The following is a 22,626-nucleotide window of genomic DNA, read 5'->3' as shown; positions in this document are numbered from 1 at the left end:
TACCTCTGGGTTCCAGTGGAGCCGCTCTGTTGACACAGGGTATTGTCGCGTGCGACTGCGGACAACGGAAAAAACAGGGTATTCGCTGTCGAAGCGATCAGCAAATTCGCGGCCTAGATGAAATGCGGCATTGAGAACCCGCGAGCATCCTGGCACCAAACCCATTTGCAGAGTCAATACAGCGCGTGCTGCTGAGACGAGGCTCCTGCGTCCGGCAATTTCCTGTTCAGAGGTCACGGTCTTAGGTGCCGTCCTGTAAAGTCCAGCTTGTCATTGCGAGGAGCCGAAGGCGACGTGGCAATCTCCTGATCAAAGCCTCATACTCAAAGAGATTGCTTCGCTGCGCTCGCAATGACAGCCATCCTTCTGACTGAGCCCTACCGATAGCCACGCTCCTCGTCGCGGGCGCGGACGACGAGGGCGGTCTCGTCCAGGTCGAGCGCGCCGCCGGAGAGGTCGTGGGCTAGCTCGGCGATCTGGCGGTCCTTTTCCGGAGCCTGGCCCCACTCCGGGTGCGCCTGCTCGATGACCGATACCAAAATGCGGAGGTACGGGTACCGGTCCTCCTCCGAGGTCAGCTCCGAGACAGCCTGGGCGTAGAGTTGAGCGTTGCGCCCAACCTGCCGATCAATAATCTTGTCGTCGTACTGCATCGCTGAGACCATGCTAGAGTGGGAGAGATGAACGGCCGACGCCGCTTCGCCTATACCGGAGGGCGCGTCGAATGGTTCTGCCCGGACCGGCAACAGGCCGTAGTTTACGCACCCGCTCCAAGATAACCCGATGGAACCCACTGCCTTTTTCAGACGCGGCCGCCCAGCCTACCGGCTGGAGCTCTTGCCGACGGTGTACCCGTACTTCCGCAAGGCGCGGCACGGGGCACCGCTCGCCGTGGGCGACCTCGTCTACTACGGCCCGTCGCCGACGTTCTACGGCATCGGCGAGGTGACGCACGTCTCGGAGAAGTTCGTCGCGGTCGACTTCCGGGGCACGGGCGAGTTCGGCATCCACGAGGAGGTGATGGAGCCGCAGTACCTCCTGCCCATCCCGGCCGACCGGATGGCGCTGCTATGAAGTACCATGTTCGACGGTGCGCTGTTCGCTGCCCTGCTCGCATTCATGCTCTTGTCGGCATGGTTCTACTACAAAATCTGGGGGCGAGAGGAGGGACAGCCCTGGTACGACTTTACTGGGCCCAGGAGCCTCGACAACTTCAGCAACCACGAATGGCTTAGGTGGGTTTTACTTTGGACAGCGATTGCGGGAGTGACACTCTTTCAACTCCTGCTCTGAATTTGTCATTGCGAGGAGCCGTAGGCGACGTGGCAATCTCCCGACGAATTCTAAACCTCAGGAGATTGGCTGCGCCGAGCCCTTCGGGGTTGCTTCGCTGCGCTCGCAATGACAGAAGGAGGTAGGGGGGCTGGGGCTGTAACTTCCGACTCGGTCGCTCGAATAGAACCCCGGCTCACCTTCCGCCTCCATGTCCACCCTCGTCGTCGACACCGTCACCAAGCGCTACGGGGCGCACCTCGCCGTGGACGGCGTCTCGTTCGCCGTCGAGCCGGGGCGCATCTTCGGGGTCCTCGGGCCGAACGGGGCCGGGAAGACCTCGACGATCCGGATGATCACCTACATCACGTCGCCGGACGAGGGCCGGATCACGTTCGGCGGCGAGGCGGTCGGCCCTCAGTCGCAGCAGCGGATGGGGTACCTGCCCGAGGAGCGCGGCCTCTACCGCAAGATGAAGGTCGGCGAGCAGCTCGTCTACCTCGGCCAACTGAAGGGGCTGTCCAAGGCCGACGCCCGCGCCGCCGCCCGCCGCTGGCTCGACCGGTTCGAGGCGCGAAGCTGGGCCGGCAAAAAGGTCGAGGAGTTGTCGAAGGGGATGCAGCAGAAGGTTCAGTTCATCGCCACGATCCTCCACGGCCCGCAGCTGCTCATCTTCGACGAGCCGTTCTCCGGCCTCGACCCGATCAACGCGGCGCTCCTCCAGGACATCATCCTCGAACTCCGCGAGGCGGGCCGGACGATCCTCTTCGCCAGCCACCGGATGGAGCAGGTCGAGCAGCTCTGCGACGACCTCTTCCTGATCGCCGGCGGGCGCGAGGTGCTCCACGGCTCGCTCCGCGACGTGAAGCGGTCGTTCGGCAAAAACACCGTCACCGTGGAGTTCAGCGGCGACGACGCGTTCCTCGACCGGCTCGAAGCGCGCGAGGCGATCCGCGTCCGCTCGCGCACGGCGGGCCACGCCGAGTTCCGCCTCCTCGGCGAGACGACCGCCCGGCAGGTCCTCGAAACCGTCCTCCCGCGCGTGGACGACCTCTACCGCTTCGAGCTCAACGAGCCGCCGCTCTCCGAGATTTTTGTGATGGCGGTGAATGGAGACCGGGGGACGGACGAACCAGAAGATCGGGGAATGGACCACGGTGATTCGGGCGCCGAGGCCGGCACCCCACTCCCTCAATCCTCCGATCTCCCGCTCTCCCGATGAACAAGATTCCGCTCATCGCCCGGAGCGAGTACCTCCGCCGGGTCCGCACCAAGGCCTTTGTCATCGCCACGCTCCTCGCGCCGATTGCCTTGCTGGCGCTCGTCGCCGTCTCGGTGTGGGTTGGCATCGTGACGCAGGAAGGCGGGGCGCGGACGGTCGCGGTGGTCGATGAGACGGGAGAGCTTGGCGCGGCGCTCTCGGAGCGGCTGCCGGACAACTACGCGGCGCTCGTCGAGACGGCCCCGCTCGACAGCCTCCGCGCCCGCGTCGAACGGGGTGCCCTCGACGGCTACTTCGTGCTCCCGGAGCGCCTCATCAGCGGCGACGACGAGGCGGCGTTCTACTCCGAGGGCGTCGGCGGCTTCTCGGCGCAGATGCGGCTTCAGCGGGCGGTCGAGGACGTGGTGCGTCGGGCGCGTCTCCGGGCGACGGGTGCCTCGGACGACGTGCTCCGGGCGGCCGAGTCCGGCGTGGACGTGCGGATGGTCGCGCTCACCGAGGAGGGCGAGGCCGAGGACACGTCGTGGGTCTACTCTGGCCTGGGCTATGCGATGGGATTCGTCATCTACATCGCTATGTTCGTCTACGGCGCGATGGTGATGCGCGGGGTGATCGAGGAGAAGACCAACCGGATCATCGAGGTCGTGGCGTCGAGTGCGAAGCCGTTCCAGCTCATGATGGGCAAGGTGCTCGGGATCGGGGCGGTCGGGCTGACGCAGTTCGTGCTGTGGGTCGTGCTCGCGCTCGCGGGCCTGTTCGCGGCCGGGGCCGTGCTCGGAGCCCTCGTTGACCCGGCGGCCCTCGCCGGAGCCGAGGCGGCCGAAGTGCAGGACCTGCCGTTCGACCCGTCGGGCTTCAGCCTTGCCGACATCCCCTTCGACCTAATCGTCTACTTCCTCCTGTTCTTCCTCGGGGGCTACCTCCTCTACGGCAGCCTCTTCGCGGCGGTCGGCTCGGCCGTCGAACAGGAGAGCGACGCCCAGAGCCTGCAGACGCCGCTCTACATCCCTATCATCCTACCTGCGCTCTTCCTCCCCTTCATCGCTGACAACCCCGACGCGCCGATGTCGGTGGTGCTGTCGCTCGTCCCGTTCTTCTCGCCGATCCTGATGGTGGTCCGCGCCGCGGCGACGGACGTTCCGTTCTGGCAGATGGCGCTCGCGCTCACGCTCCTCGCCGCCGCGTTCGTCGGGACGATCTGGCTGGCGAGCCGCATCTACCGGGTCGGGATTCTGATGTACGGCAAGAAGGCGAGCTTCCGCGACCTCGCGCGGTGGGTGCGCTACGCCTGAGGCAGCCGTCTGCCTGGGTCTGTCCGGTTTGGGTGCATCCGGTCGCGGTGCCAGCGGGCCGGGTTGTCGCGGATGTACCGCCGCACGAGGTCCAGTTCGCGCTCGTTGCGGATGACGCGTTCCCAATAATTGCGCTGCCACACAGGTACGCCGGACATTCCACGCGCCCGGTTGATGCGCCGGGCCGAGAACGTTTTGAACCCGCGCACGATTTCTGGCAGGCCGTGCCGTTTCGGCCGTCGCGGGCCGTTTTGCGAGGCCCCCGTAGGGGCGGGTTTCAAACCCGCCCCTACGACATCGGTGGCGCATGAGCCGTCGGTTGGGTCGACGAGGCCGATGATGCCGTGGATGTGGTTGGGCATCACCACAAACACGTCGAGGCGAACGTGCGAATAATGCGAGGGCAGGTGGTCCCACGCAGACTCCACGATTGCGCCGGCCTCGGACAGGCGCATCACGCCGTCCCGAACGTCGCCAAGAAGGGAGACCTGACGATCATGGAGGTAGACGGTGGCGAAGTACGCCCCCGGCTGCGCGTAGTCGTAGCCGCGGAGCCGGACCGAGCGGCGGTGGTGACGGGACGGGTCGTAGGGCATCGCCCAATAGACCCCGGCCGGAGCGCGTTGTAACCTTCGCCCGTCCAGTTTGCCTTGCATCGGGCGGGCAAATGGGCTAGTCTTCCCTGTCCGATCCACGCCGCTATGCCTCGCCGCTGCCTGCTACCCCTCGCCCTTGTCGCGGCCCTCGTCACGGGGGGGTGGCCGGGCGTGGCCGAGGCGCAGTATTTCCGCTTCGGCAAGAACAAGGTCCAGTACGAAAACCTCGACTGGCAGTACCTCCAGAGTACGCACTTCGACATCTTCTACTACGAGCCGGGCGGGCGCGCCCTCGCCGACTTCACCGCCCACGCGGCCGAGGACGCCTACGCTCAGATCAGCGAGCTCTTCGGCTACCGGATCACCGACCGGATTCCGTTCCTCGTCTACCAGAGCCACAACGACTTCGTCGTCACGAACGCCGTCAACCTGCCGATCTACTCCGAGGGCATCGGCGGCGTCACCGAGCTGTTCAAGAACCGCGTCGCCGTCCCGTTCACCGGCGACTACCGCGACTTCCGCCGGGTGATCCACCACGAAATCGTCCACGCCGTCGTCAACGACATGTTCTACGGCGGATCGATCCAGTCGATCATCCAGAACGGCATCCGGCTCCAGATCCCGCTGTGGTTCAACGAGGGGATCGCCGAGTACTCGGCGCTCGGGTGGGACACGAACTCCGACATGTTCGTCCGCGACGCCGTCGTGAACGACTACCTCGCGCCGATCCAGGGGCTCGGCGGCTACTTCGCCTACCGGGGCGGGCAGGGCGTGTGGGATTACATCGCGGCGCAGTACGGCCGCGAGAAGATCACCGAGATCCTCCAGCGCCTCCGCGTCAGCCGGTCCGTCGGCGGCTCGTTCAAGCGCGCCACCGGCCTCAGCCTCGACGACCTCTCCGAGCGCTGGCACAACACGCTCAAGGCCGTCTACTTCCCCGAGGTCGCCGCGCGCGAGGACCTCGACCAGATCGCAAAAGCCCTCGTCACCGACAAGAACGGCGGGTTCTACAACACCAGCCCGGCGATCTCGCCGCAGGGTGACCGCGTGGCGTTCCTCACGGCGAAGGGTCCGCTCTTCGACGTCTACGTCGTCTCGACGACCGGCGACGCGCCGCCGCGCAAGATCATCGATGGGCAGAACAACCCGCAGTTCGAGAGCCTCCGCATCCTCACGCCCGGCCTCTCGTGGGGGCCGGACGGGGAGCGCCTCGCGGTCGCCGTCAAGAGCGGGCAGAGCGACGCCATTGCGATTGTGGACGTCGCCACGCGCGAGGCGGTCCACTACCGCGTCCCCGACATCGACGCCATCGTAAGCGTCAAGTGGAGCCCGGCGGGGGACCGGATCGCCTTCGAGGGGACGGCCGGGCCGCAGTCCGACCTCTACGTGCTCGACCTGGAATCGGGCGAGACGATGAACTACACGGCCGACATCTTCAGCGACCACGAGCCGGCGTGGAGCCCCGACGGGCGCTCGCTCGTCTTCCACTCGGACCGGGGCGCGCACGTCCGGACCGGCCGCTACACCGCCGAAGCGTTCGACCTCCTCGGGCACGACTACGCGCAGTTCGACCTCTACCGCCTCGACCTCGACGCGCCGCACCGGCTCGACCGGCTGACCGACAGCGCCGACTGGGACGAGCAGAGCGCCGCCTTCGGGTCCGACCCCGGCCGGGTGCTGTTCGTCTCGGACCGCAACGGGGTCTACAACCTCTGGGAGCACACCCTCGGTACGGGGGCCGAGCGTCCGCTGACGGACCTCATGGTCGGCGTCACCCAGGTCAGCCTCAGCGCCGACGGGTCGCGCGCGGCGCTCGTCGCGCTCAAAGAGGGCGTGCAGTCGGTCTACCTCCTGCGGGACCCGTTCGGACGCACCCTGGAGGGCGAGACGCTCCGGCCGACGGTGTGGGCGCAGCGCGTCCAGGGCACCGTCGCCGAGGACGCCCCGGCCGTCGCCCTCGCCGGGGCGGGCACGCTCGACGGCAACCCGATCCTGCGCGAGGCCGCCAGCGAGGCCCCCTTCCTCGCCGACCCGATGCGCACGCGCCGCCTGCCCGAGGACCTGATCGCCTCCACCGAGGCCGTCGGGACGAGCGGAGTTGGCGGCGTACGGGCAGACCCGCGTGTCGGCCCCGAGGAGGCAGGCACGAGACCTGCCCCTACGTTGGAGGCGTCCGGCGAAACGGCTGAGGGCGAGGCGGACTCGACGGCGTACGGCGAGGTCCGGGTCGACTTCCGCAACTACGTCTTCTCCGAGGCCTTCGAGGAGGCGCAGCGGCGGCGTGAGGAGAAGGTCCGCCCGCGCTTCGAATCGCTGGATAACCTCAACGAGGACGGCTCCTTCAAGGAGAAGCGCTACCGGCTCCGGTTCACGCCGGACATCGTCTACGGCAACGTCGGCTACGACGCCATCTTCGGGGTCCAGAGCGTCACCCAGATGCTCTTCTCCGACATGCTCGGCAACCACCAGGTCTTCGCCGCGACGAACCTCATCATCGACCTCCGCAACTCGGACTACCTGCTCTCCTACCGCTACCTCCCGCGCCGGACCGACTTCGCCCTCACTGGCTTCCACCTCGCCCGGCAGCTCACCGACTTCTCGCGCGAGACGGTCTTCCGCTACCGCAACTACGGCCTCACGGTCTCGGCGTCGTACCCGCTCGACAAGTTCCGCCGCGTCGAGACCGACCTGTCGGTGATCGGCACGTCGGTGACGGACCTCGTGGACCCGGCGCTCCAGTCGCGCAGCCGGACCGTCTTCAACCCGTCGGCGACCTACACGGTCGACATGACCGAGCCGGGCTTCCTGTTTCCCGCAGGCGGGCGGCGGTACGCGCTCCGGCTGGAGGGGAGCCCCGGCCCGTCGGTGACGTTCGCCACGCTCCTCGGCGACGCACGTCAGTACCTCGGTGGGCGGTTCTACTCGCTCGCGCTGCGGGCGAGCGCGGGCCTCTCCCTCGGGCCGAACCCGCAGCGGTTCTACGCGGCCGGGGTGCAGAACTGGATCAACCCCCGCTTCCAGAACATCCCCATCGACGACGTCAACGACTTCGCCTTCCTGACGCCGGTGCTCCCGCTGCGCGGCTTCGGGATCGACGAGCGGAGCGGCTCGCGCTTCGGGCTCGTCAACGCCGAGTTCCGGTTCCCGCTCTTCGCCGCGATCCTCCCCGGCCCGATCCCCGTCCTCCCGCTCTACAACCTCCAGGGCACCGCCTTCCTCGACGCAGGCGTGATCTACTCCGACGACTTCAACCTCCGCCGGCTGAACGACGAGGGGCGGGAAGTCTTCGACGACCTGCTCGTCGGCGCGGGTGTCGGGCTTCGGACGATCCTCTTGGGCTACCCGCTGCGGCTCGACTGGGCCTGGCCCTACGACGGCCGCGACTTCGGCGAGGCCCAGCTCTACTTCTCCATCGGGCTGGACTTCTGAGCGTAGATTGACACCTCGGTGCAACGATCAGCGCTATGCGGAAAGTCGAAATGCAGGAAGCGAAAGAGCGGCTGGACGAGCTGATGGACGAGGCCGCCGGTGGAGCTGAGGTCGTCATTGAGCGCGGCGATGGGGTCGCGTTCCGACTCGTCCCGGTGCTCAAGCGCCGCGTCGCCGGGCTGCACCCCGGAGCCATCGTGATGAGCGACGACTTCGATGAGCCGCTGCCGGACAGCTTCTGACTCAACGAGACCTAAGCGAGAGATCGATGGAAGGCATTCAGTTTATCGTTGACGAGCGCGGAGAACGAACGGCCGTCGTGATCGACCTCGCGGAGAACGGGGCCGTGTGGGAGGACTTCTACGACCACCTCCTCGCGCAGCAGCGACGGAACGAGCCGCGTGCGTCGCTCGACGCGGTGCGGCAGCGGCTCACCGAACAGGGCAAGCTCCTCGGTGATGAGTGAGTACCGCGTCACCTTCGCCCGCTCCGCTGAGAAAGAGCTGTCGAAGCTGCGGCCGCCAGCCGTGACGCGCATTTTCCGCCAGATAGAGGCGCTAGCCGACGACCTACGCCCGAGTGGTTGTACCAAGCTGAGCGGGAGCGATGCACTGTGGCGCATTCGCATCGGCGACTACCGCGTGCTCTACGAGGTCGATGATGCAGAGCGCGTAGTAGACGTCTTCGCGGTCCGGCACCGGCAGGAAGCGTACCGCTGAGTCGCTACGGGGTCACGCGGTGGCTGTGCCGGGGCGGCTGCTCAGGAATTTGACGAGGTAAACTTCGTTCGTATGTCCGCGCTGGCGGTACTCGACGCGGTCCATCAGGCGGTGCATCAGCGCCACGCCGAAGCCGCCCTGCCGGCGCTCGGCGGCGGCGCGCTTGAGGTCCGGCGGCTGGTACTTGGAGGCGTCGAACGGCACCCCGGAGTGGCGGATGGTGACCGTGAACTGGCGCTTCGTCTTGCGCGTGACGATCTCCACCGTACCTACTTCTCGGCTCCCGTAGGCATGCTCGATGGCGTTGCAGCACGCTTCGTCCACGGCGAGCCTCACCTCGTCGGCCGCTTTCTCGGACAGGCCGGCCGCCGCGGTCTGCGCGTCCATGAACCGGCGGACCCGCGCGAGGTAGCGCGTGGCACTCGGGATCGTGAGGGTGGGGCGGGTAGCGGGCATCGCGGTCAGGCAGCGTCGAAGCGCTCAACGGCCTCGGCCTCGGAGTCGGTGATGTCGAAGAGGACGGGGAAGCCGAGCAGGTCGAAGACGTTGTAGACGCGGGGCTGGAGCGCGGCGATCTTGATATCGCCGCCCTGCTCACGGACCTCCTCGATGTAGGCCATGAAGACGCCGAGGCCGGCCGACGAGATGTACTGGAGGTCGCCGCCGTGGACCACGATGCGCGGGCGCTCGTCGTCGATGCACTTCTGGAAGGCGGCCTCGAGCTCGCCGGACGTGTGGGCGTCGAGCTCGCCCTTCAGGTCGAGCACGCAGACGCTGCCGCGCTCCGGCGCGGCGTCGGGCGAGCGGAAGGTGACGGAAAAGGAACTCACAGTTGATTGCGTTGGAGGGTGAGAGGCACAACGAGCGCTGGTTCAAGACGTCTCGTGTCGAGCATATGGAGGATAGACAAGAGAAGATGGAGAGTGGAGGGAAAGGCGTGAGCCTAGACGCCATCTTCTACCCTCTATTTTCTCTTCTCTGATTTTCTGTCACGGCCGGGTCGGTGGGGAGTCTTGAGCAGCGTGGGTGGTGAGGGTGCCCTCGGAGGTCGGCGTCGCCGCGCCGTCCCACTTGACGACGACGAGCGTCAGGTCGTCGCCCCAGGTGTCGTGCCCGGCGAACCGGTAGAGGTCGGACAGGAGGGCGTCGCGCAGCGGCTTCGGGGCGAGCGCGCGGTGCTTGGCGACCGCCGCGGCGAGGCGGTCGTAGCCGTACTCCTCGCCCGTCCCGGCGCGGTCGCGCGTCTCGACGAGACCGTCGCTGTAGAGCACGAACGTGTCGCCGGGCCGGAGGTGGACCTGCTCCTCGGTGAGGGCCCTGCGGAAGAGTGGCCCCCGGTCCATCCCGAGGCCGAGGCCGCCGGCGCGCAGCAATGAGACGCTCCCGTCGGCGCGGGCAAGCGCGACGGGGCAGTGCCCGGCGCGGGCAAAGGTGAACACGCCGTCCTCGGTGTTCAGGATGCCGTAGACGGCCGTGATGAACGCGTTCTTCCCGAGCGACCCAGCGAGGGCCTCGTTGGCCTGGCTCAGCAGCTCGGCGGGCGACTGCGTCAGGCGGCTGGCCGACTGGAAGATGCCCTTCAGCTCGGCCATGTAGAATGCCGCGCTCGTGCCCTTGCCCGATACGTCGCCGACGATCACGCCGAGGCAGTGCGGGCCGATGCGGACGAAGTCGTAGTAGTCGCCGCAGACCTCTTGCGCGGGGACGCTCGTGGCCGAGAGCGACACGCCGTCGAGGTCTGGCAGATGCTGGGGGAGGAGGCGCTGCTGCACCTCGCGGGCGATGGCCAGTTCGCGCTCGAGGCGCTCGCGCTCGAGGCGCTCGGCGAAGAGGTCGGCGTTGCTCAGGGCGAGCGCGGCCTGCCCGGCGAAGGTGGCGAGGGCGTCCACATCGTCTTCCTCGAAGCCCTCGGAGACGGCGCGCGTGGCGAAGAGCGCCCCCATTGGCTCGGCGTGGGCCACGAGCGGGAGCACGAGGAGGCTGCCCAGCCCGTCGCCCGGGCGGGCGCGGACGCGGTGGTCGGCCGGGGCCTGGCGCAGCAGCAGCGGCGCGCCCGCGTCGAGGGCGTCGCGGGCGAGGGATTCGTAGTCGGTGAGGGCCTTGATCTGGACCGGCGTCAGGCCGAGCGCGGCCGTGATCCGGGGCGTGAGCGAGCCGCTGTCCTCGTCGATCAGCGCGAGCCACGCCGCCTGCGCCACCCCAGCCTCGACTGGGGCCCCGGCGATCGTGTCGACGAGCTTGTCGCGGTCGAAGACCTCGCCCGAGAGGCGAGCGAGGGCCTGGAGGGCCTCCATCTCGCCCGTCTTCTGCTGGAGCGCCGCCGCCGTCGGGAGGTGGAACAGCAGCGAGAGGACGGCCGTCGCCGCGTACAGGATGCCGAACCCGAACGACAGCCGGATGAACTGGCTCAGGGGGTGCGAGAACACCGCCGTCAGGGCGAGGTCGTCGATGTAAAAGCCCGCCCCGAGGTCCGCGCTGCTCTCGACGCCGCGCCCGGCGTAGTCCAGCAGGAGCCCGAGCAGCACGATCAGCCCGATGCACAGCCCGAGCGTGATCATCTTCTGCCGGAACGGGAGGTAGACGATCCAGGCCAGCCGGAAGGCGTTGAACACCATCGCCAGGACCGCGACGACGGCGAGCGCGATGTGGACCCAGTTCTCGTTGGCCGCGTCTGTCGCGCCCGTGCCGACGAGGGCGAGTGACGCAATCGCCATCGTGACGAGCATGCCGCGCCAGTTGCGGACGCTCCCGGCGGTGCGCTTGAAGAGCACGAGGGTCCGCAGCGAGAACAGCAGCACGAGCGCTACGGCGACGTCGACGATGGCGATCGTGCTGATCTGGAAGACGTCCGAGAACCCGTCCGGTACGCCGGTGAGGGGGTCCACCGAGATGCTCCCGGCCAGCGTCGTCGAGCCGGCGGCGACGCCGAGGCCGAGCACGGCCGCGATGAACGGATGCCACAGTGCCCGCACCGGGTTGTAGCTCCGGCTCCCCAGAGTGTCCGCCAGGAGCAGCGCTGCGAGCGCGACGCACGCCACCACGCTGAGGTTGACCAGCACCAGCGTCATCTGCGACGGCGGCTCGCCGACCGACGTGATGCCGAGGTGGTAGACCACCAGGAGGGCGAAGCCCAGCCCGACGAGCGCCCACAGGAGCACCCGGCGTGCGCGTCCCGCCGTCAGGGCAGGGCGGACGTGCGCGATCGAGAGCGACGGGAGCGGCACGGTGGGCAGCGGGGCCTCGGGCGAGTGGACGGGCAGACCGTATGCGTATCGAGCGAACCGGCCTCGATGTTGCAGCGAACCGGCCTCGATGTTGCACGGAGGCCCCGGTTCACGGGCGCCAGAGCGCGCGGGACGCAGCCGCAATATAGCGCTGCCGCGTCCGGGACGAGGGGGTAACTTCCCCGCTACGCCCCCGTAGAGCCCGGACACGTCCCGGTCTCATTGCCCGCTAGCCTTCGTCCTATGACGCGTCGCAGCGTCTCCCGCTTTCTGCTCGCCGTGCTCTGCGCGCTCGGCGGCGGGCTCGTGATCCGAGCCTGCATCGCCCCCGGCGACGAGCGCGGCTTCGTGGACTTCGGCGAGGGCTGGGACGCCGACGAACTTCGCCACAAGGCGTTCCGGCTGGACCGGCCGACCCGCATCGCGGTCTCGGCGACTGGGTCGTTCGAGACGGACTCGGCGCTGGCGGCCTACGGGTGGGTCGTCCGCCGCGAGGACCGGGGCGTAGTCTGGCAGATGACAGCCCAGAACGCGGCGCGCGAGCGCGGCACCCTCGCCCTCGCCGCCGACACGCTCACGCTCGCGGCCGGGACCTACGACGCCTACTTCACCAGCTACGGCGACCCCCTCCTGCGGGTCCGGGGCGAGGACTCCTTCGGCGAGCGCCTGGCCCAGCTCCTCCGCTTCGGCAACCGGGCGTGGACCTCAGACGCAAGCAAGTGGCGCTTCCGATTTTACCTCGCCGGTTCCCCCGGCGTCGGGGTCCGCGAGCTCGAAGGCGACGCGCGCGACGCCACGCCCTCCGGCCCGGACCTCGTCTGGGCCAGCGCCGATGCCGACCGGGGCGAGGTCCGCTCGCACGTCTTCGAGGTGCGCCGGCCCGCGCAGGTGCGGGTCGAGGCGACGGGCGAGATCTTCAACGGTCCCGTCGACACAGGCTGGATCGACAACCTCTCGACGGGCGAGCGGGTCTGGACGATGGACGACGCCAACACCGCGTGGGCCGGCGGCTCCGTCAAGAACCGCCGGTCCAGCGGCACCCTCGCCCTCGCGCCGGGCCTCTACCGCGCCACGTTCGAGGCCGACGGCTCCCACCATCCGGGCCGCTGGCGCGCCAACCCGCCGCTCGACCCTGCCGCCTACGGGCTGTTTCTCTACGCCGAGCCGGAAAGCGTCGCCGCCTTCGACCCGTGGAACAGCCTCCCGAAGGTGGTCGAGATGACCGGCGTGGGCGACGACGCCCTGGAGACGGCGATGTTCACGCTCGACGCGCCGCTCCAGGCCTGGGTCTACGCTGCGGGCGAGATGACCCGGAGTTCGTCGTACGACTACGCCTGGCTCATTCGGGACGGCGAAGGGGTCGTCTGGGAGATGGACCACGCGCGCACGCGGCACGCCGGGGGTGCCGACCGCAACCGGATCGAGGAGGCGAGTCTCACGCTCGCCCCCGGTCGCTACACGCTCCACGTCGAGACCGACGGCAGCCACAGCCCCGACGGCTGGCACGGCGACGAGCCGGAGCGCCCCGAGCGCTGGGGCGTCACCCTCTTCGCTCTCAACCCCCGCTTCGCGCCCGTCGCCGTCGACCGCCGCAGCGAGCGCGAGCATGGTGGCCCCGCCTCGCTCCCCGCCTCCGGCACCGCCGAACTACCGATCCGCCTTGCCCCGCTCGGCAACGACCAGCAGGTCGAGCGGACCTTCACGCTCGACGAGGAGACCGACCTGCGCGTCTACGCCCTCGGCGAAATCCTCCCCTCGGGCCGGTTCGACTACGGGTGGATCACGAGCGAGGACGACCACGTCTGGGAGATGACGCGCTCCAACACGCGCTCGGGCGGGGGAGCGCGCAAGAACCGAGTGTTCGACGGCACGGTCCGACTCCCGGCGGGAACCTACACGGTGCATTTCAAGACCGACGACTCGCACGCCTTCGGCCGCTTCAACGAGGGGTCGCCGACCGACCCATCGGCGTGGGGGATCACGGTCGAGCGGGCCGCGCCACCGCCGCCCGCGCCGCCGGCCGTAGCCGACACGTCCAGCGCGGTGCCCCCGCCGCCGCCGGCCCCGGCGAACCCGGCGGTCCGCGATGCGTAGGGGATCGCCCTCTCTCCACGCCTCGCCCATGAAAACGGTTGAACTGGTCCTCCGCCTCCCGGACCGCTACCACGAGTTCCTCATCGCCGAACTGTCGGACCTGGACTTCGAGAGCTTCACCGAGGAAGACGGGCAGATCCGCGCCTACGTCCCCGCCAACCGCTGGAGCGCCGCGAGCCGCGAGGAGATCGAGCGCTGGTTCCGCGCCCACGGCCTCCCCGACGACGCGTTCGAGGAGCGGATGATGCGCGACGAGAACTGGAACGCGCGCTGGGAGGCCACCATCCGCCCGCATGCCGTCGGCCGCTTCCTCGTCAAGCCGACCTGGGCCGAGGTCCCGCCCGAGCACGCGGACAAGCTGCTCTTGGAGATCGATCCGAAAATGAGCTTCGGGACGGGCTACCACGAGAGCACGCGGCTCGTGCTCCGGTTCCTACCGGGCCTCGTCCGGGGCGGCGAGCAGGTCCTCGACGCGGGCACCGGCACGGGCGTCCTCGCCCTCGCTGCGCTCAAGCTCGGGGCCGCCGCCGCCATCGGGTTCGACATCGACCCCTGGGCGCGGGCGAACGCCGCCGAGAACGCACTCCTGAACGGTGCCGCCGGGCAGTTCGAGGTCCGCGAGGGCGCGCTCGACGTGGTGCCCGAGGTGGGGTTCGACCTCGCCTTCGCCAACATCAACCGCAACGCGCTGGAGGCGATGCTGCCCGGCCTCGCGGCGAAGCTCGCACCGGGCGGGCGGCTCGTCCTCGCCGGCCTGCTGCGGACAGACCGCGACACGATGACGGCCGCCGTCCGCGACGCCGGACTGACGCTGTACGACGAGGCCACCGAAAACGAATGGTGGAGCGTGGTAGCGACGAAGTAGGGGCGACCGGTCGCCCCTACAGATGAATCATCGCATCAGCAGCATCCGGCGCGTCTGCACCTGCCCGCCCGCTCGGAGCACCGCGAGGTAAACGCCTGCTGCGAGGCCGCCAGCGTTCCACGCGGCCCGGTACCGGCCTGCCGCCTGTGTCTCGTCAGTGAGTACGGCCACGCGGCGGCCCAGTGCGTCGTAGACCGCGAGCGAGACGGGACCGGCCTCGGGCAGCGCATACTCTAGCGTCGTCGAAGCGGCGAACGGGTTGGGAAAATTAGCCGTGAGGGTGAGCGTGCTCGGCGTCGCACCCGGAACGGGATCCGAGGCTACCGGCAGGTCGAGGTCGGCGGCCCAGATGATGGCGTTCTCCAGGAGTTGGATGCCCGCGCCGGTCGCCTCGCCCAGGCCGTCGTTGTCGGCGAAGAACCCGACGCGGCGGGCCGGAGCCGTGCCGCTCGCCATCGCCGCGCCGTCGTCGTAGGCGAAGAGCACGGCCTGCCCGTCGGCGGTCCCGACCGTGACCGCGTCGCCGCCCGGCTGCCCGAACGTCATCGGCGAGGCGAGGGCGTAGACCGTCGTGTCGCCGAGCGCGAAGCCGACGGCAATCGGGTGGTCCTCGTTCGTGATCTCCACGTCCGTCACCGCGCCCGTCGAGCCGAAGGCCGAGGCGGCGGTGAGGCGCAGGTCGCCATACAACGCCGGCTCCCAGAGGATGAGCGGCACAGCCGTCTGGTCGTAGCCCGCCGTCAGCACGGCGGGATCGACCGAGCCGGAGATCAGGATGATCGCTTTGTCGTCGGCGTCGGCGTTCGTCGCCGCTTCGTCGGAGCGCACGAGCACGTCGAAGCCGAGCGAGCCGAGCAGGCCCTCGACGTTCAGGTCGGCGAAGGCTGGGTCGCCGGCGTCGTCGATGATGAGGAGCGCGTCGCCGCTGTCGAGGCCGCCATCGCCGCCCCCGGTCGGCGCGCCGTCGAGGTTGCAGTAGTACAGGTCGTCCAACGTTGCCGTCGAGCCGACCGTGGGCACGTCCTGGCTCGGAAAGCTCCCGGCGACAATCGAGAACACGACCACCCCATCGGTCGGCGTCTCGTCGGAGACGTAGGTGAAGGGCTTGATGAATCGGGTCCAGTCGGCGGCGTTCTCGGTGATGAAGCCGTCCCCCGTAGCCTGGTTTAGAACGGCGACGGGTTCTTCATCGCCGACCGTCATGAACGTCCCGAGCAGGATCTTGTCACCGTCCAGCAGCGAAGCCTTGTAGTAGCCGCAGAAGGCTTCGTGCCGCTGCGAGACCGGGAAGGCGGCGTTCTCAAACTCCGGGTTGTCCCGGCAGACCGCCGAGGGCGCGCACGTTTCCATCGCCGGAGGGATCGGGATCTGGGGAAAGCCCGGCACGGGGGTCACGCTCATCTGCGCAGCGAGGGGTCCACTGCGGGCATCGGCCACTGGGTCCACGGTGCGGAATGTCATCTCCGCATCGTTGCTCGCGAGCCATCCGGCGGGGTCGAGGGCGCTCCACACGTCGAAGCTGGCGTTGGGGATCACGTCGGTCTGCGCTGCAGCGGGCAGCGCGAGGAGGAGCGGGAGCAGAAGCAGTCGGCGCATCGGTCTGAGGCTGGGTTGATGTAGATTCCGCACCGGCTCGCTGCGCGGTCCGGCTCAGCGTCAAGGTGCACCCCACCGCCTCCGCGTTCAATCGCATGATGATGTGATTCAGCGCCTGAGCCCTCATCTCTCGACCTCCCGACGACTGACTCCCTCCCCATGACCCGCATCGCCACGATCGACGTGGGCACCAACACCGCGCTCCTGCTCGTGGCCGACGTCGGCGGCGGGCGGCTGGAGGTCGTCCGCGAGGCCGACCGCTACGTCCGACTCGGGCAGGGCGTAGATGCCGAGCACCGCCTCGCGCCCGAGGCGATGCAGCGCGTCATAGCTGCGCTGACCGACTACAAGGCCATCGCCGACGACCTCGGGGCCGAGCACGTCGTGATCGGCGCGACGAGCGCCTCGCGCGACGCCCGCAACCTCGGCGAGTTGACGGAACAGGCCGCGCGGCTCGGCCTGGACTACCAGGTGATCTCGGGCGAGGAGGAGGCGCTCTGGACCTTCCGCGCCGCCTGCTCGGCCTACCCCGACCTCGACCGCGTCTGCGTGATCGACATCGGCGGCGGCTCGACCGAGGTCGTCGCCGGACGCGCTGCCGAGGGCGAGCCGCGCCGGAGGAGCGTGGACATTGGCTCCGTCCGCCTGACCGAGCGGCACTTCCCTGAGCTGCCGCCGTCGGCCGAGGCCGTGCAGCAAGCCGAGGCCTTCGCCGCCGAGGCTTTCTCCGGTCTGCGCGTCGAGGCGTCGCTCCCGCTCCTCGGCTCGTCGGGGACGGTCCGCGTCCTCGGCGCGCTCGTACATCGGCAGGAGCCGACGGCTCCGGTCACCGCTGCGACGGTGCGGGCGTGGCGCGACCGGCTCCTCGGCCTGTCCGCCGCCGAGGTGCTCGCTGTCCACCCGGACCTCCTCGCCGGCCGGTCCGACGTCTACGCCGCCGGCCTCCTCCTCCTCGACGCATTTATGCAGCGGTTCGGGTTCGAGGCCGTCCGCCCGAGCCCGCGCGGGCTGCGCCACGGCCTCGCGCTCCGGTGGATGGAGCAAGCGACGAGCGACGAATGACGAGCGACGAATCGTGACGGGTGCCCGTTCGTCATTCGTCACTCGACCTTCGTCGTTTGCAAGGAACCGGCGGCGGTGGCTGCCGTGAACCGCTGTCTCGACACGCAAGAACTGAGATCATGGCACGGAACGAGACGAGCAAGCCGGGGGCCGCGCCGCAGCCGCCCGGCCCCGGCGGGGTCAAGAACATCATCGCCGTGGCGAGCGGCAAGGGCGGCGTCGGCAAGAGCACGGTGGCCGCCAACCTCGCGGTCGCCCTCGCCGAGCAGGGCGCGGCCGTCGGCCTGGCCGACACCGACATCTACGGCCCGTCCGTCCCGCTGATGTTCGGGGTGGGGCCGGGCGAGAAGCCGCGCGTGAACGAGAAGCGCAAGATCATTCCGCTGCAAAAGCACGGCGTCAAGCTCCTCTCGATGGGCTTCCTCGTCGACGAGACCCAGGCCGTCGTCTGGCGCGGCCCGATGGTGTCGTCCGCCGTCCGCCAGTTCCTGAACGACGCCGACTGGGGCGCGCTCGACTACCTCATCCTCGACCTCCCGCCTGGCACTGGGGACATCCAGCTCACGATTGTCCAGACCGCTCCGCTGACCGGGGCCGTGATCGTCTCGACACCGCAGGAGGTGGCGCTCGCGGACGCGCGCAAAGGCGTCGCGATGTTCGGCAACGTCAACGTGCCGGTGCTCGGGGTGGTCGAGAACATGGCGTACTTTACGCCGCCCGACATGCCGGAGCGGAAGTACTACCTCTTCGGCCAGGGCGGGGCGCGGCGGCTCGCCGAAGACCTGGGCCTCCCACTCCTCGGCGAAGTCCCCATCGAGCAAGCCACGCGCGAGGCGGGCGACCGCGGCACGCCGATCGTGACCGCCCAGCCGGAGAGCGCGAGCGCGCAGGCGTTCCGGCGCATCGCCGAGCACGCCGCCGAGCAGGTCGCGGTCCGCAACGCCGACCTGCCGGCGACGCAGCCGATTGAAATCCTCTACCGCTGAACCTCCGTCCGCGCAGGACGTACTATCTTGCACTCATGCCTGACGCTGTCACTCATACCGACCCCGCGCTCCACCAGCGCATCGAAGAGACGCTCGACCAGATCCGGCCCTACCTGATGGCCGATGGCGGGAGCGTCCGCCTCCAGAACGTCACCGACAGCTTCGTGGTCGAGCTCGAGCTGCTCGGCGCGTGCGGGACGTGCCCGATGAGCATGATGACCCTCCGCGCCGGGATCGAGCAGGCGCTCAAGCGCTCCGTGCCCGAGGTCACCCGCGTCGAGGCCGTCACGCCGGCCGCGATGTAGGGCACAGACACAGACAGAAGAGAGCCCCGGCTGCCGGCAAAGGCGGTCGGGGCTTCGTGCTTGGATAGCGGCCTGGAACATTTATTTGTTACAACGATTAATTGCCTATCGCTTCGTACTACCAACCCCCTGATCCCATGTCCCTCCGCCAGCACGTAGACACGCTCAACCAGATGATCCTCAGCGGCGAGATCCTCGACGCGTTCGAGAAGTACTACGCCGAGGACGTCGTGATGAGCGACAACAACCAGGACCACCGCCGCGGCAAGGACGTGAACCGCGAGCACGAGAAGCAGTTCGTCGGCGGCATCACCGCCTTCCACGGGGCCGAGGTCCGCAACTCGGCCGTCCACGAGACCGGCGAGGGCAGCGGCACCGCCTTCTCGGAGTGGTTCATGCACTTCGACCACGCCGCCTACGGCGACGACACCCGCATGGAGCAGGTCGCCGTGCAGGAGTGGAAGGACGGCCAGATCGTCCGCGAGACCTTCTACCACGGCTAAACCGGCCGGTCCCCGCAAGACACAGCGCCCCGGCCGCCGCGATGGCAGCCGGGGCGTGTTCGCTAGGGTTAGCGGGAAGTCAGGGGGCCGTCTCGAAGGCGACCACGTCCCAGTCGAGGCGCTGCGATACGACGAGACCGTTCGGGTCGCCCCGGCTGCTGAGGTACGAGCAGCCAATGAAGCCGAAGCCTCGACCCGGAATCATCACGCGGTCGAATCGGCCTGCGCCTTCGCTGACGGGGAAGCCGTACGCTTCCTCCGTGTCCCACTCGTAGAGGATGCCCGAGAACGTGCCCTGCGAGGTCTCGACCGGGAAGTCAGCGTCGGCGACGGTGACCTCGAAGCCGGCGCGTCCGGGGATGCGGTAGGCGTCGCCCTCGTCTGCCGGGAACTGGTAGATGAGGTAGGCCTCGTCGTTTTCAAGATCGTTCCACTTCCAGACGCCGTCCTCGCGGTTCGCGTACCACCCGTCGGGAATGGACGCGGAGCCGAGGGTGCCCTCTATGCGGAACCACGTCTCACCGGCGAGCACGGTGTCGCGGACGACGGTGAGCGTATCGGCCGTCTGCTCGGTGACGTTTCCGTCGGCGTCGGTGCGGACGAAGTCCGTGATCCAGCGGTTGCCGATGTCGAGCGGCAGCAGGGTCGCTGGCGCGAGGTCGTCTGCGGACGGCGGTGCGGGGTCGTTCGAGTCGCAGGCCGCGAGGGTGAGAGCGGCGAGCGCGAGGAAGAGCGGGAGTCGGTTCATGGTACCAGGAGTTAGACGAGACGAAATGGCGGTACCAAGAGCGATGGAACGTCCGGCAAACGTGGGAGACAAGAGTTCCTAACATAGCGCGCCGCAGCCTCAAACGCAAGCGGCCGAGCGGAAGGCGACGCCGTCGTAGAGATCGGCGAGGGCGAGCGTGACGTCAAGGACCGGCGGGGCGACCTGCTGATTCGCCTTCGAAATGGGCAGATGTGCAAGGTCGGGCAGCCACCCCTCTGACCCGAGCCCGCTCACGCCGGCTCCATCGCCTCCCAGCCGAAGGCCAGCAGCGGCAGCATCGCGCGCGCCGTCTCGACGACGGTATCCGTAAACGCCGGGTCGCCGAGTTCGTCGTCGCGCACGGCGCGCTGGACGATGAGTGACTTCGCCTTCAGCCACTCGGCGATCTCGGAGTCCGGCTCGGCCTCGAAGCCGCGCGGCATCCGCTTGAGCGACTCCCGCGCCGAGACGGGGAGACCCGCCGCCTCCATCGCACCGGTCATCTCCAGAAAGCCGCCGGGGTCGGCGACCATGCGCGCGCGCCAGCGGCGGACGAGGGCGGTCTCGGGCCGCCAGTAGCCGCCAGCGATGAACGACGCACCCGGCTCGACGTGGAGGTAGACGCTGCCGGGGTCCTTGCGCCCACCGCTGCGCGAGAGGACGGCCGAGACGTGGGTCTTGTACGGCTGCTTGTTCTTCGAGAACCGCGTGTCGCGGTAGATGCGGAACAGCGACCGCTTGGGGTCGGCGGTGAGCGGGAGGCCGTGGAGCGGCGCGCGCCGGGCGAAGTCGGCGACGAGGCAGCGCATGGGCCACTGCAGTTCGTCGTCGAAGGTCTGCTTGCGGGGCTTGAACCAGTCGCGCTCGTTGCGCTGCTTGAGGGCGCGGAGGAAGGCGAGGCCCTCGGCGCGGAAGCCGGGGAAGGGTGGGAAGTCGGTCAGCGGCATGGCGAGAAGATGGGTGGAGGGGTAAGAGACTGTTTGGTAAGACGACTTCCGGGCTACGAGCGGCTGCGCAGGCACGGCGGCGGTGTCGCCTGGCATCGCTGATGCTCGTGCATCATCTGCTTCAGGCTCCTAGCCGCCGCCCCACTCGCACGCTCTCGCCTCCGGCTGCTCACCAAACAGTCTCTAAGCTACGGAGTCGGGGTGCCGAGGGGGTGTCAGGGGCTGCGCTGCACCGCAGCGAGGTGACCGGCCGCGCGGCGCGTCCAGGCGTGCTCCGGCCCCAGGCTCTCGCCGAGCGCGTCGACGGCCGCGCGCAGGCTGTCGAGCGCCACCGGGCGTCCCTGCGCGGCCCCGACAGCGGCTAGCTCGGCCACAGCGAGGGGGGCACTGAAGGAGTACGGGTTGCCCGTGGCGAGCGTTGGGAGGGCGGTGCGGAGAAGCTGCTCGGCCTCGCCGTAGCGGCCCTCTTCGGCGAGCACGATGGCGTAGAGCTGCTGCGCTTCGGCGAGGTACGGGTGGCCGGGGTCGTAGCGCGCCGTGCGGAAGTCGAGCACGCGGCGCAGCACCGGCTCAGCACGTTCGGGCTGGCCCCGCAAAATCCGCGTGGCCCCGAGCACGGCATGCAGTTCCCCAAGCCGGGGGTCGGAGGGCGGGGTGATTTCGAGGGCGAGGTTGAGCAGCGCGCTCAGCGCCGAGTCGGCCGCGGCGTAGCGCTCGACGCGCATCCGCGTGGTGCCGAGCACGAAGAGCGCCTCGCCCATAGCCTCGGACCGAGGCCCCGCCGCGGCGAGTGCCGCGCCGACGGCCTCTTCAGCGACGGCGACCGCTTCGGCAGGATCTCCGTACTCCAGCAGGCGCTCGGTCTGCCGCGCGAGCCCGACGGCGTACTCGGCGCTCTGCTGCCCGTAGCGCTGGCGGCGCAGGTCGAGGCTGCGCAGGTAGAACGAGTCGGCTCCGGTGATGGTGGGCTCCCACAGGCCGAGCAGGCCGAGGGCATCCAGGGTCTCGATGCGCTCCGGGTGAGGGCCGAGGTGGAACGAGTCGCGCAGGGCGAGCGCCGCACGGAGCGGGGCCTCGGCCTCGTCGTAGAGGCCGAGTTCGAGGTAGGTCTCGCCGAGGGTGTGAAGGACCGCCGCGCGGACCTCGGGCTGCTCCGGGAACGCGTCGGCGGCGGCCGCGGCGGCCGGGCGCAGGGCGTCCACGATGCGCAGTTCGGAGGGCGGCACCGCCTGGCCCTCGCGGGGCTTGGCCGCGGCGAGCGTCGAGCGGAGAAACGCCGTGACGGCCGTGGCCTGGTCGGCCGCTGCCTCGGCCCGGTCCCGCTCGAGGGCTGCGATCCGCCCCTGCCAGAGGACCGACCCGAGGCCGACGAGGAGCGCCAGGCTCAGGAGCGCGGCTACAGTCACACTCGTCCGGTGGCGGGCGACGAACTTGCGGGCCCGATACCCCGCTGTCGCCGGCTGCGCCGCCACCGGCTCGCCGGCCAGGTACCGTCTCAGGTCCGCCGCCAGGGCGTCGGCCGTTGCGTAGCGCTGCCCCGGCTCTTTGGCCAGCGCCTTGAGCACGATCGTGTCGAGGTCGCCCCGCAGCGACCGGTCGACCGGCCGCTCCGCCGCCTGTATGGCGGCCGAGGGGCGGGTCGGGGCCGTGTCGCAGATCGTCCGTTCGACCTCGCTCGGCGAGAGGCCCGCGACGTCGTAGGGCCGCTGCCCGGCGAGGAGTTCGTAGAGCACCACGCCGAGGGCGTAGACATCGGTCGCCGTCGT

22 protein-coding genes are annotated in these 22,626 nt (G+C 69.2%); 13 read left to right on the top strand and 9 right to left on the bottom strand.

The window, feature by feature from the left end:
* Positions 1-377: 377 nt before the first annotated feature.
* On the bottom strand, positions 378-665 hold the full coding sequence (locus AAGI91_13045) for a DUF4290 domain-containing protein (protein MEM1043542.1): 288 nt from the start codon (positions 663-665) through the stop codon (positions 378-380).
* A 118-nt stretch (positions 666-783) separates the two neighbouring features.
* Between AAGI91_13045 and AAGI91_13040 the strand changes: the two genes are divergently transcribed.
* The 3 genes from AAGI91_13040 to AAGI91_13030 all read left to right on the top strand — a co-directional run bounded on the left by AAGI91_13040 (position 784) and on the right by AAGI91_13030 (position 3,786).
* Positions 784-1,074, top strand: a complete 291-nt coding sequence (locus AAGI91_13040) for a hypothetical protein (GenBank protein ID MEM1043541.1) — start codon at positions 784-786, stop codon at positions 1,072-1,074.
* Between the two features lie 409 nt (positions 1,075-1,483).
* Positions 1,484-2,494 (top strand): ATP-binding cassette domain-containing protein, encoded by a 1,011-nt coding sequence (locus AAGI91_13035; protein MEM1043540.1) that lies wholly within the window; start codon positions 1,484-1,486, stop codon positions 2,492-2,494.
* Entirely contained in the window at positions 2,491-3,786 is a 1,296-nt protein-coding gene (locus tag AAGI91_13030; GenBank protein ID MEM1043539.1) for an ABC transporter permease, read from the top strand. Before AAGI91_13035 ends, AAGI91_13030 begins: the two co-directional genes overlap by 4 nt.
* Here AAGI91_13030 and AAGI91_13025 read toward each other — a convergent pair.
* A complete protein-coding gene (locus AAGI91_13025; GenBank protein MEM1043538.1) occupies positions 3,777-4,442 on the bottom strand; it encodes a transposase in 666 nt (221 codons plus the stop codon). The genes AAGI91_13030 and AAGI91_13025 overlap by 10 nt on opposite strands.
* A 45-nt stretch (positions 4,443-4,487) precedes the next feature.
* Between AAGI91_13025 and AAGI91_13020 the strand changes: the two genes are divergently transcribed.
* From AAGI91_13020 to AAGI91_13005, 4 genes are read left to right on the top strand one after another with little or no spacing between them, the layout of a single operon-like run.
* Positions 4,488-7,811 (top strand): BamA/TamA family outer membrane protein, encoded by a 3,324-nt coding sequence (locus tag AAGI91_13020; GenBank protein MEM1043537.1) that lies wholly within the window; start codon positions 4,488-4,490, stop codon positions 7,809-7,811.
* A gap of 35 nt (positions 7,812-7,846) precedes the next feature.
* A complete protein-coding gene (locus tag AAGI91_13015) occupies positions 7,847-8,053 on the top strand; it encodes a hypothetical protein (protein ID MEM1043536.1) in 207 nt (68 codons plus the stop codon).
* A gap of 26 nt (positions 8,054-8,079) precedes the next feature.
* Positions 8,080-8,277, top strand: a complete 198-nt coding sequence (locus tag AAGI91_13010; protein ID MEM1043535.1) for a hypothetical protein — start codon at positions 8,080-8,082, stop codon at positions 8,275-8,277.
* Complete coding sequence (locus AAGI91_13005; GenBank protein MEM1043534.1) at positions 8,270-8,530, top strand: type II toxin-antitoxin system RelE/ParE family toxin; 261 nt, start codon at positions 8,270-8,272, stop codon at positions 8,528-8,530. The genes AAGI91_13010 and AAGI91_13005 overlap by 8 nt, the downstream gene beginning before the upstream one ends.
* 12 nt (positions 8,531-8,542) lie before the next feature.
* Here AAGI91_13005 and AAGI91_13000 read toward each other — a convergent pair whose 3' ends face one another.
* The 3 genes from AAGI91_13000 to AAGI91_12990 form a co-directional block, all read right to left on the bottom strand.
* The gene (locus AAGI91_13000; protein MEM1043533.1) at positions 8,543-8,986 is read right to left on the bottom strand and encodes an ATP-binding protein; all 444 of its coding nucleotides are present in this window, start codon (positions 8,984-8,986) and stop codon (positions 8,543-8,545) included.
* A gap of 5 nt (positions 8,987-8,991) precedes the next feature.
* Positions 8,992-9,360 carry an STAS domain-containing protein gene (locus AAGI91_12995; GenBank protein MEM1043532.1) on the bottom strand — a complete coding sequence of 123 codons (369 nt, stop codon included), beginning with the start codon at positions 9,358-9,360 and terminating at the stop codon, positions 8,992-8,994.
* A gap of 159 nt (positions 9,361-9,519) precedes the next feature.
* A complete protein-coding gene (locus AAGI91_12990) occupies positions 9,520-11,754 on the bottom strand; it encodes a GAF domain-containing SpoIIE family protein phosphatase (GenBank protein ID MEM1043531.1) in 2,235 nt (744 codons plus the stop codon).
* A gap of 243 nt (positions 11,755-11,997) precedes the next feature.
* On the opposite strand from AAGI91_12990, the gene AAGI91_12985 reads away from it, so the two are divergent.
* Both AAGI91_12985 and prmA read left to right on the top strand, forming a co-directional pair.
* Complete coding sequence (locus tag AAGI91_12985) at positions 11,998-13,848, top strand: hypothetical protein (GenBank protein ID MEM1043530.1); 1,851 nt, start codon at positions 11,998-12,000, stop codon at positions 13,846-13,848.
* Between the two features lie 28 nt (positions 13,849-13,876).
* Entirely contained in the window at positions 13,877-14,713 is an 837-nt protein-coding gene (prmA, locus tag AAGI91_12980) for a 50S ribosomal protein L11 methyltransferase (GenBank protein ID MEM1043529.1), read from the top strand.
* Between the two features lie 27 nt (positions 14,714-14,740).
* On the opposite strand, the gene AAGI91_12975 is transcribed toward prmA, so the two are convergent.
* The gene (locus AAGI91_12975; GenBank protein MEM1043528.1) at positions 14,741-16,309 is read right to left on the bottom strand and encodes a T9SS type A sorting domain-containing protein; all 1,569 of its coding nucleotides are present in this window, start codon (positions 16,307-16,309) and stop codon (positions 14,741-14,743) included.
* Positions 16,310-16,468: 159 nt separating this feature from the next.
* On the opposite strand from AAGI91_12975, the gene AAGI91_12970 reads away from it, so the two are divergent.
* From AAGI91_12970 to AAGI91_12955, 4 genes are all read left to right on the top strand, one after another.
* On the top strand, positions 16,469-17,371 hold the full coding sequence (locus AAGI91_12970) for an exopolyphosphatase (GenBank protein ID MEM1043527.1): 903 nt from the start codon (positions 16,469-16,471) through the stop codon (positions 17,369-17,371).
* 119 nt (positions 17,372-17,490) lie between these two features.
* Complete coding sequence (locus AAGI91_12965; GenBank protein MEM1043526.1) at positions 17,491-18,357, top strand: Mrp/NBP35 family ATP-binding protein; 867 nt, start codon at positions 17,491-17,493, stop codon at positions 18,355-18,357.
* Between the two features lie 35 nt (positions 18,358-18,392).
* Complete coding sequence (locus tag AAGI91_12960) at positions 18,393-18,662, top strand: NifU family protein (protein ID MEM1043525.1); 270 nt, start codon at positions 18,393-18,395, stop codon at positions 18,660-18,662.
* Between the two features lie 137 nt (positions 18,663-18,799).
* Entirely contained in the window at positions 18,800-19,165 is a 366-nt protein-coding gene (locus AAGI91_12955; GenBank protein ID MEM1043524.1) for a nuclear transport factor 2 family protein, read from the top strand.
* 79 nt (positions 19,166-19,244) lie between these two features.
* Here the strand turns inward: AAGI91_12955 and AAGI91_12950 are convergent, their stop codons facing one another.
* The 3 genes from AAGI91_12950 to AAGI91_12940 all read right to left on the bottom strand — a co-directional run.
* Positions 19,245-19,913, bottom strand: coding sequence for a hypothetical protein (locus AAGI91_12950; GenBank protein ID MEM1043523.1), 669 nt, complete (start codon positions 19,911-19,913; stop codon positions 19,245-19,247).
* A gap of 251 nt (positions 19,914-20,164) precedes the next feature.
* Complete coding sequence (locus AAGI91_12945; protein ID MEM1043522.1) at positions 20,165-20,860, bottom strand: DUF2461 domain-containing protein; 696 nt, start codon at positions 20,858-20,860, stop codon at positions 20,165-20,167.
* A gap of 215 nt (positions 20,861-21,075) precedes the next feature.
* The coding region (locus AAGI91_12940; GenBank protein ID MEM1043521.1) for a tetratricopeptide repeat protein at positions 21,076-22,626 on the bottom strand (1,551 nt) is incomplete at its 5' end.

The sequence above is a fragment of the Bacteroidota bacterium genome, assembly GCA_038746285.1.
Taxonomy (GTDB): Bacteria; Bacteroidota; Rhodothermia; order Rhodothermales; family JANQRZ01; genus JANQRZ01.
The sequence above is the reverse complement of the archived record's forward strand: the minus strand, read 5'-3'. Positions and strand labels throughout refer to the sequence as shown.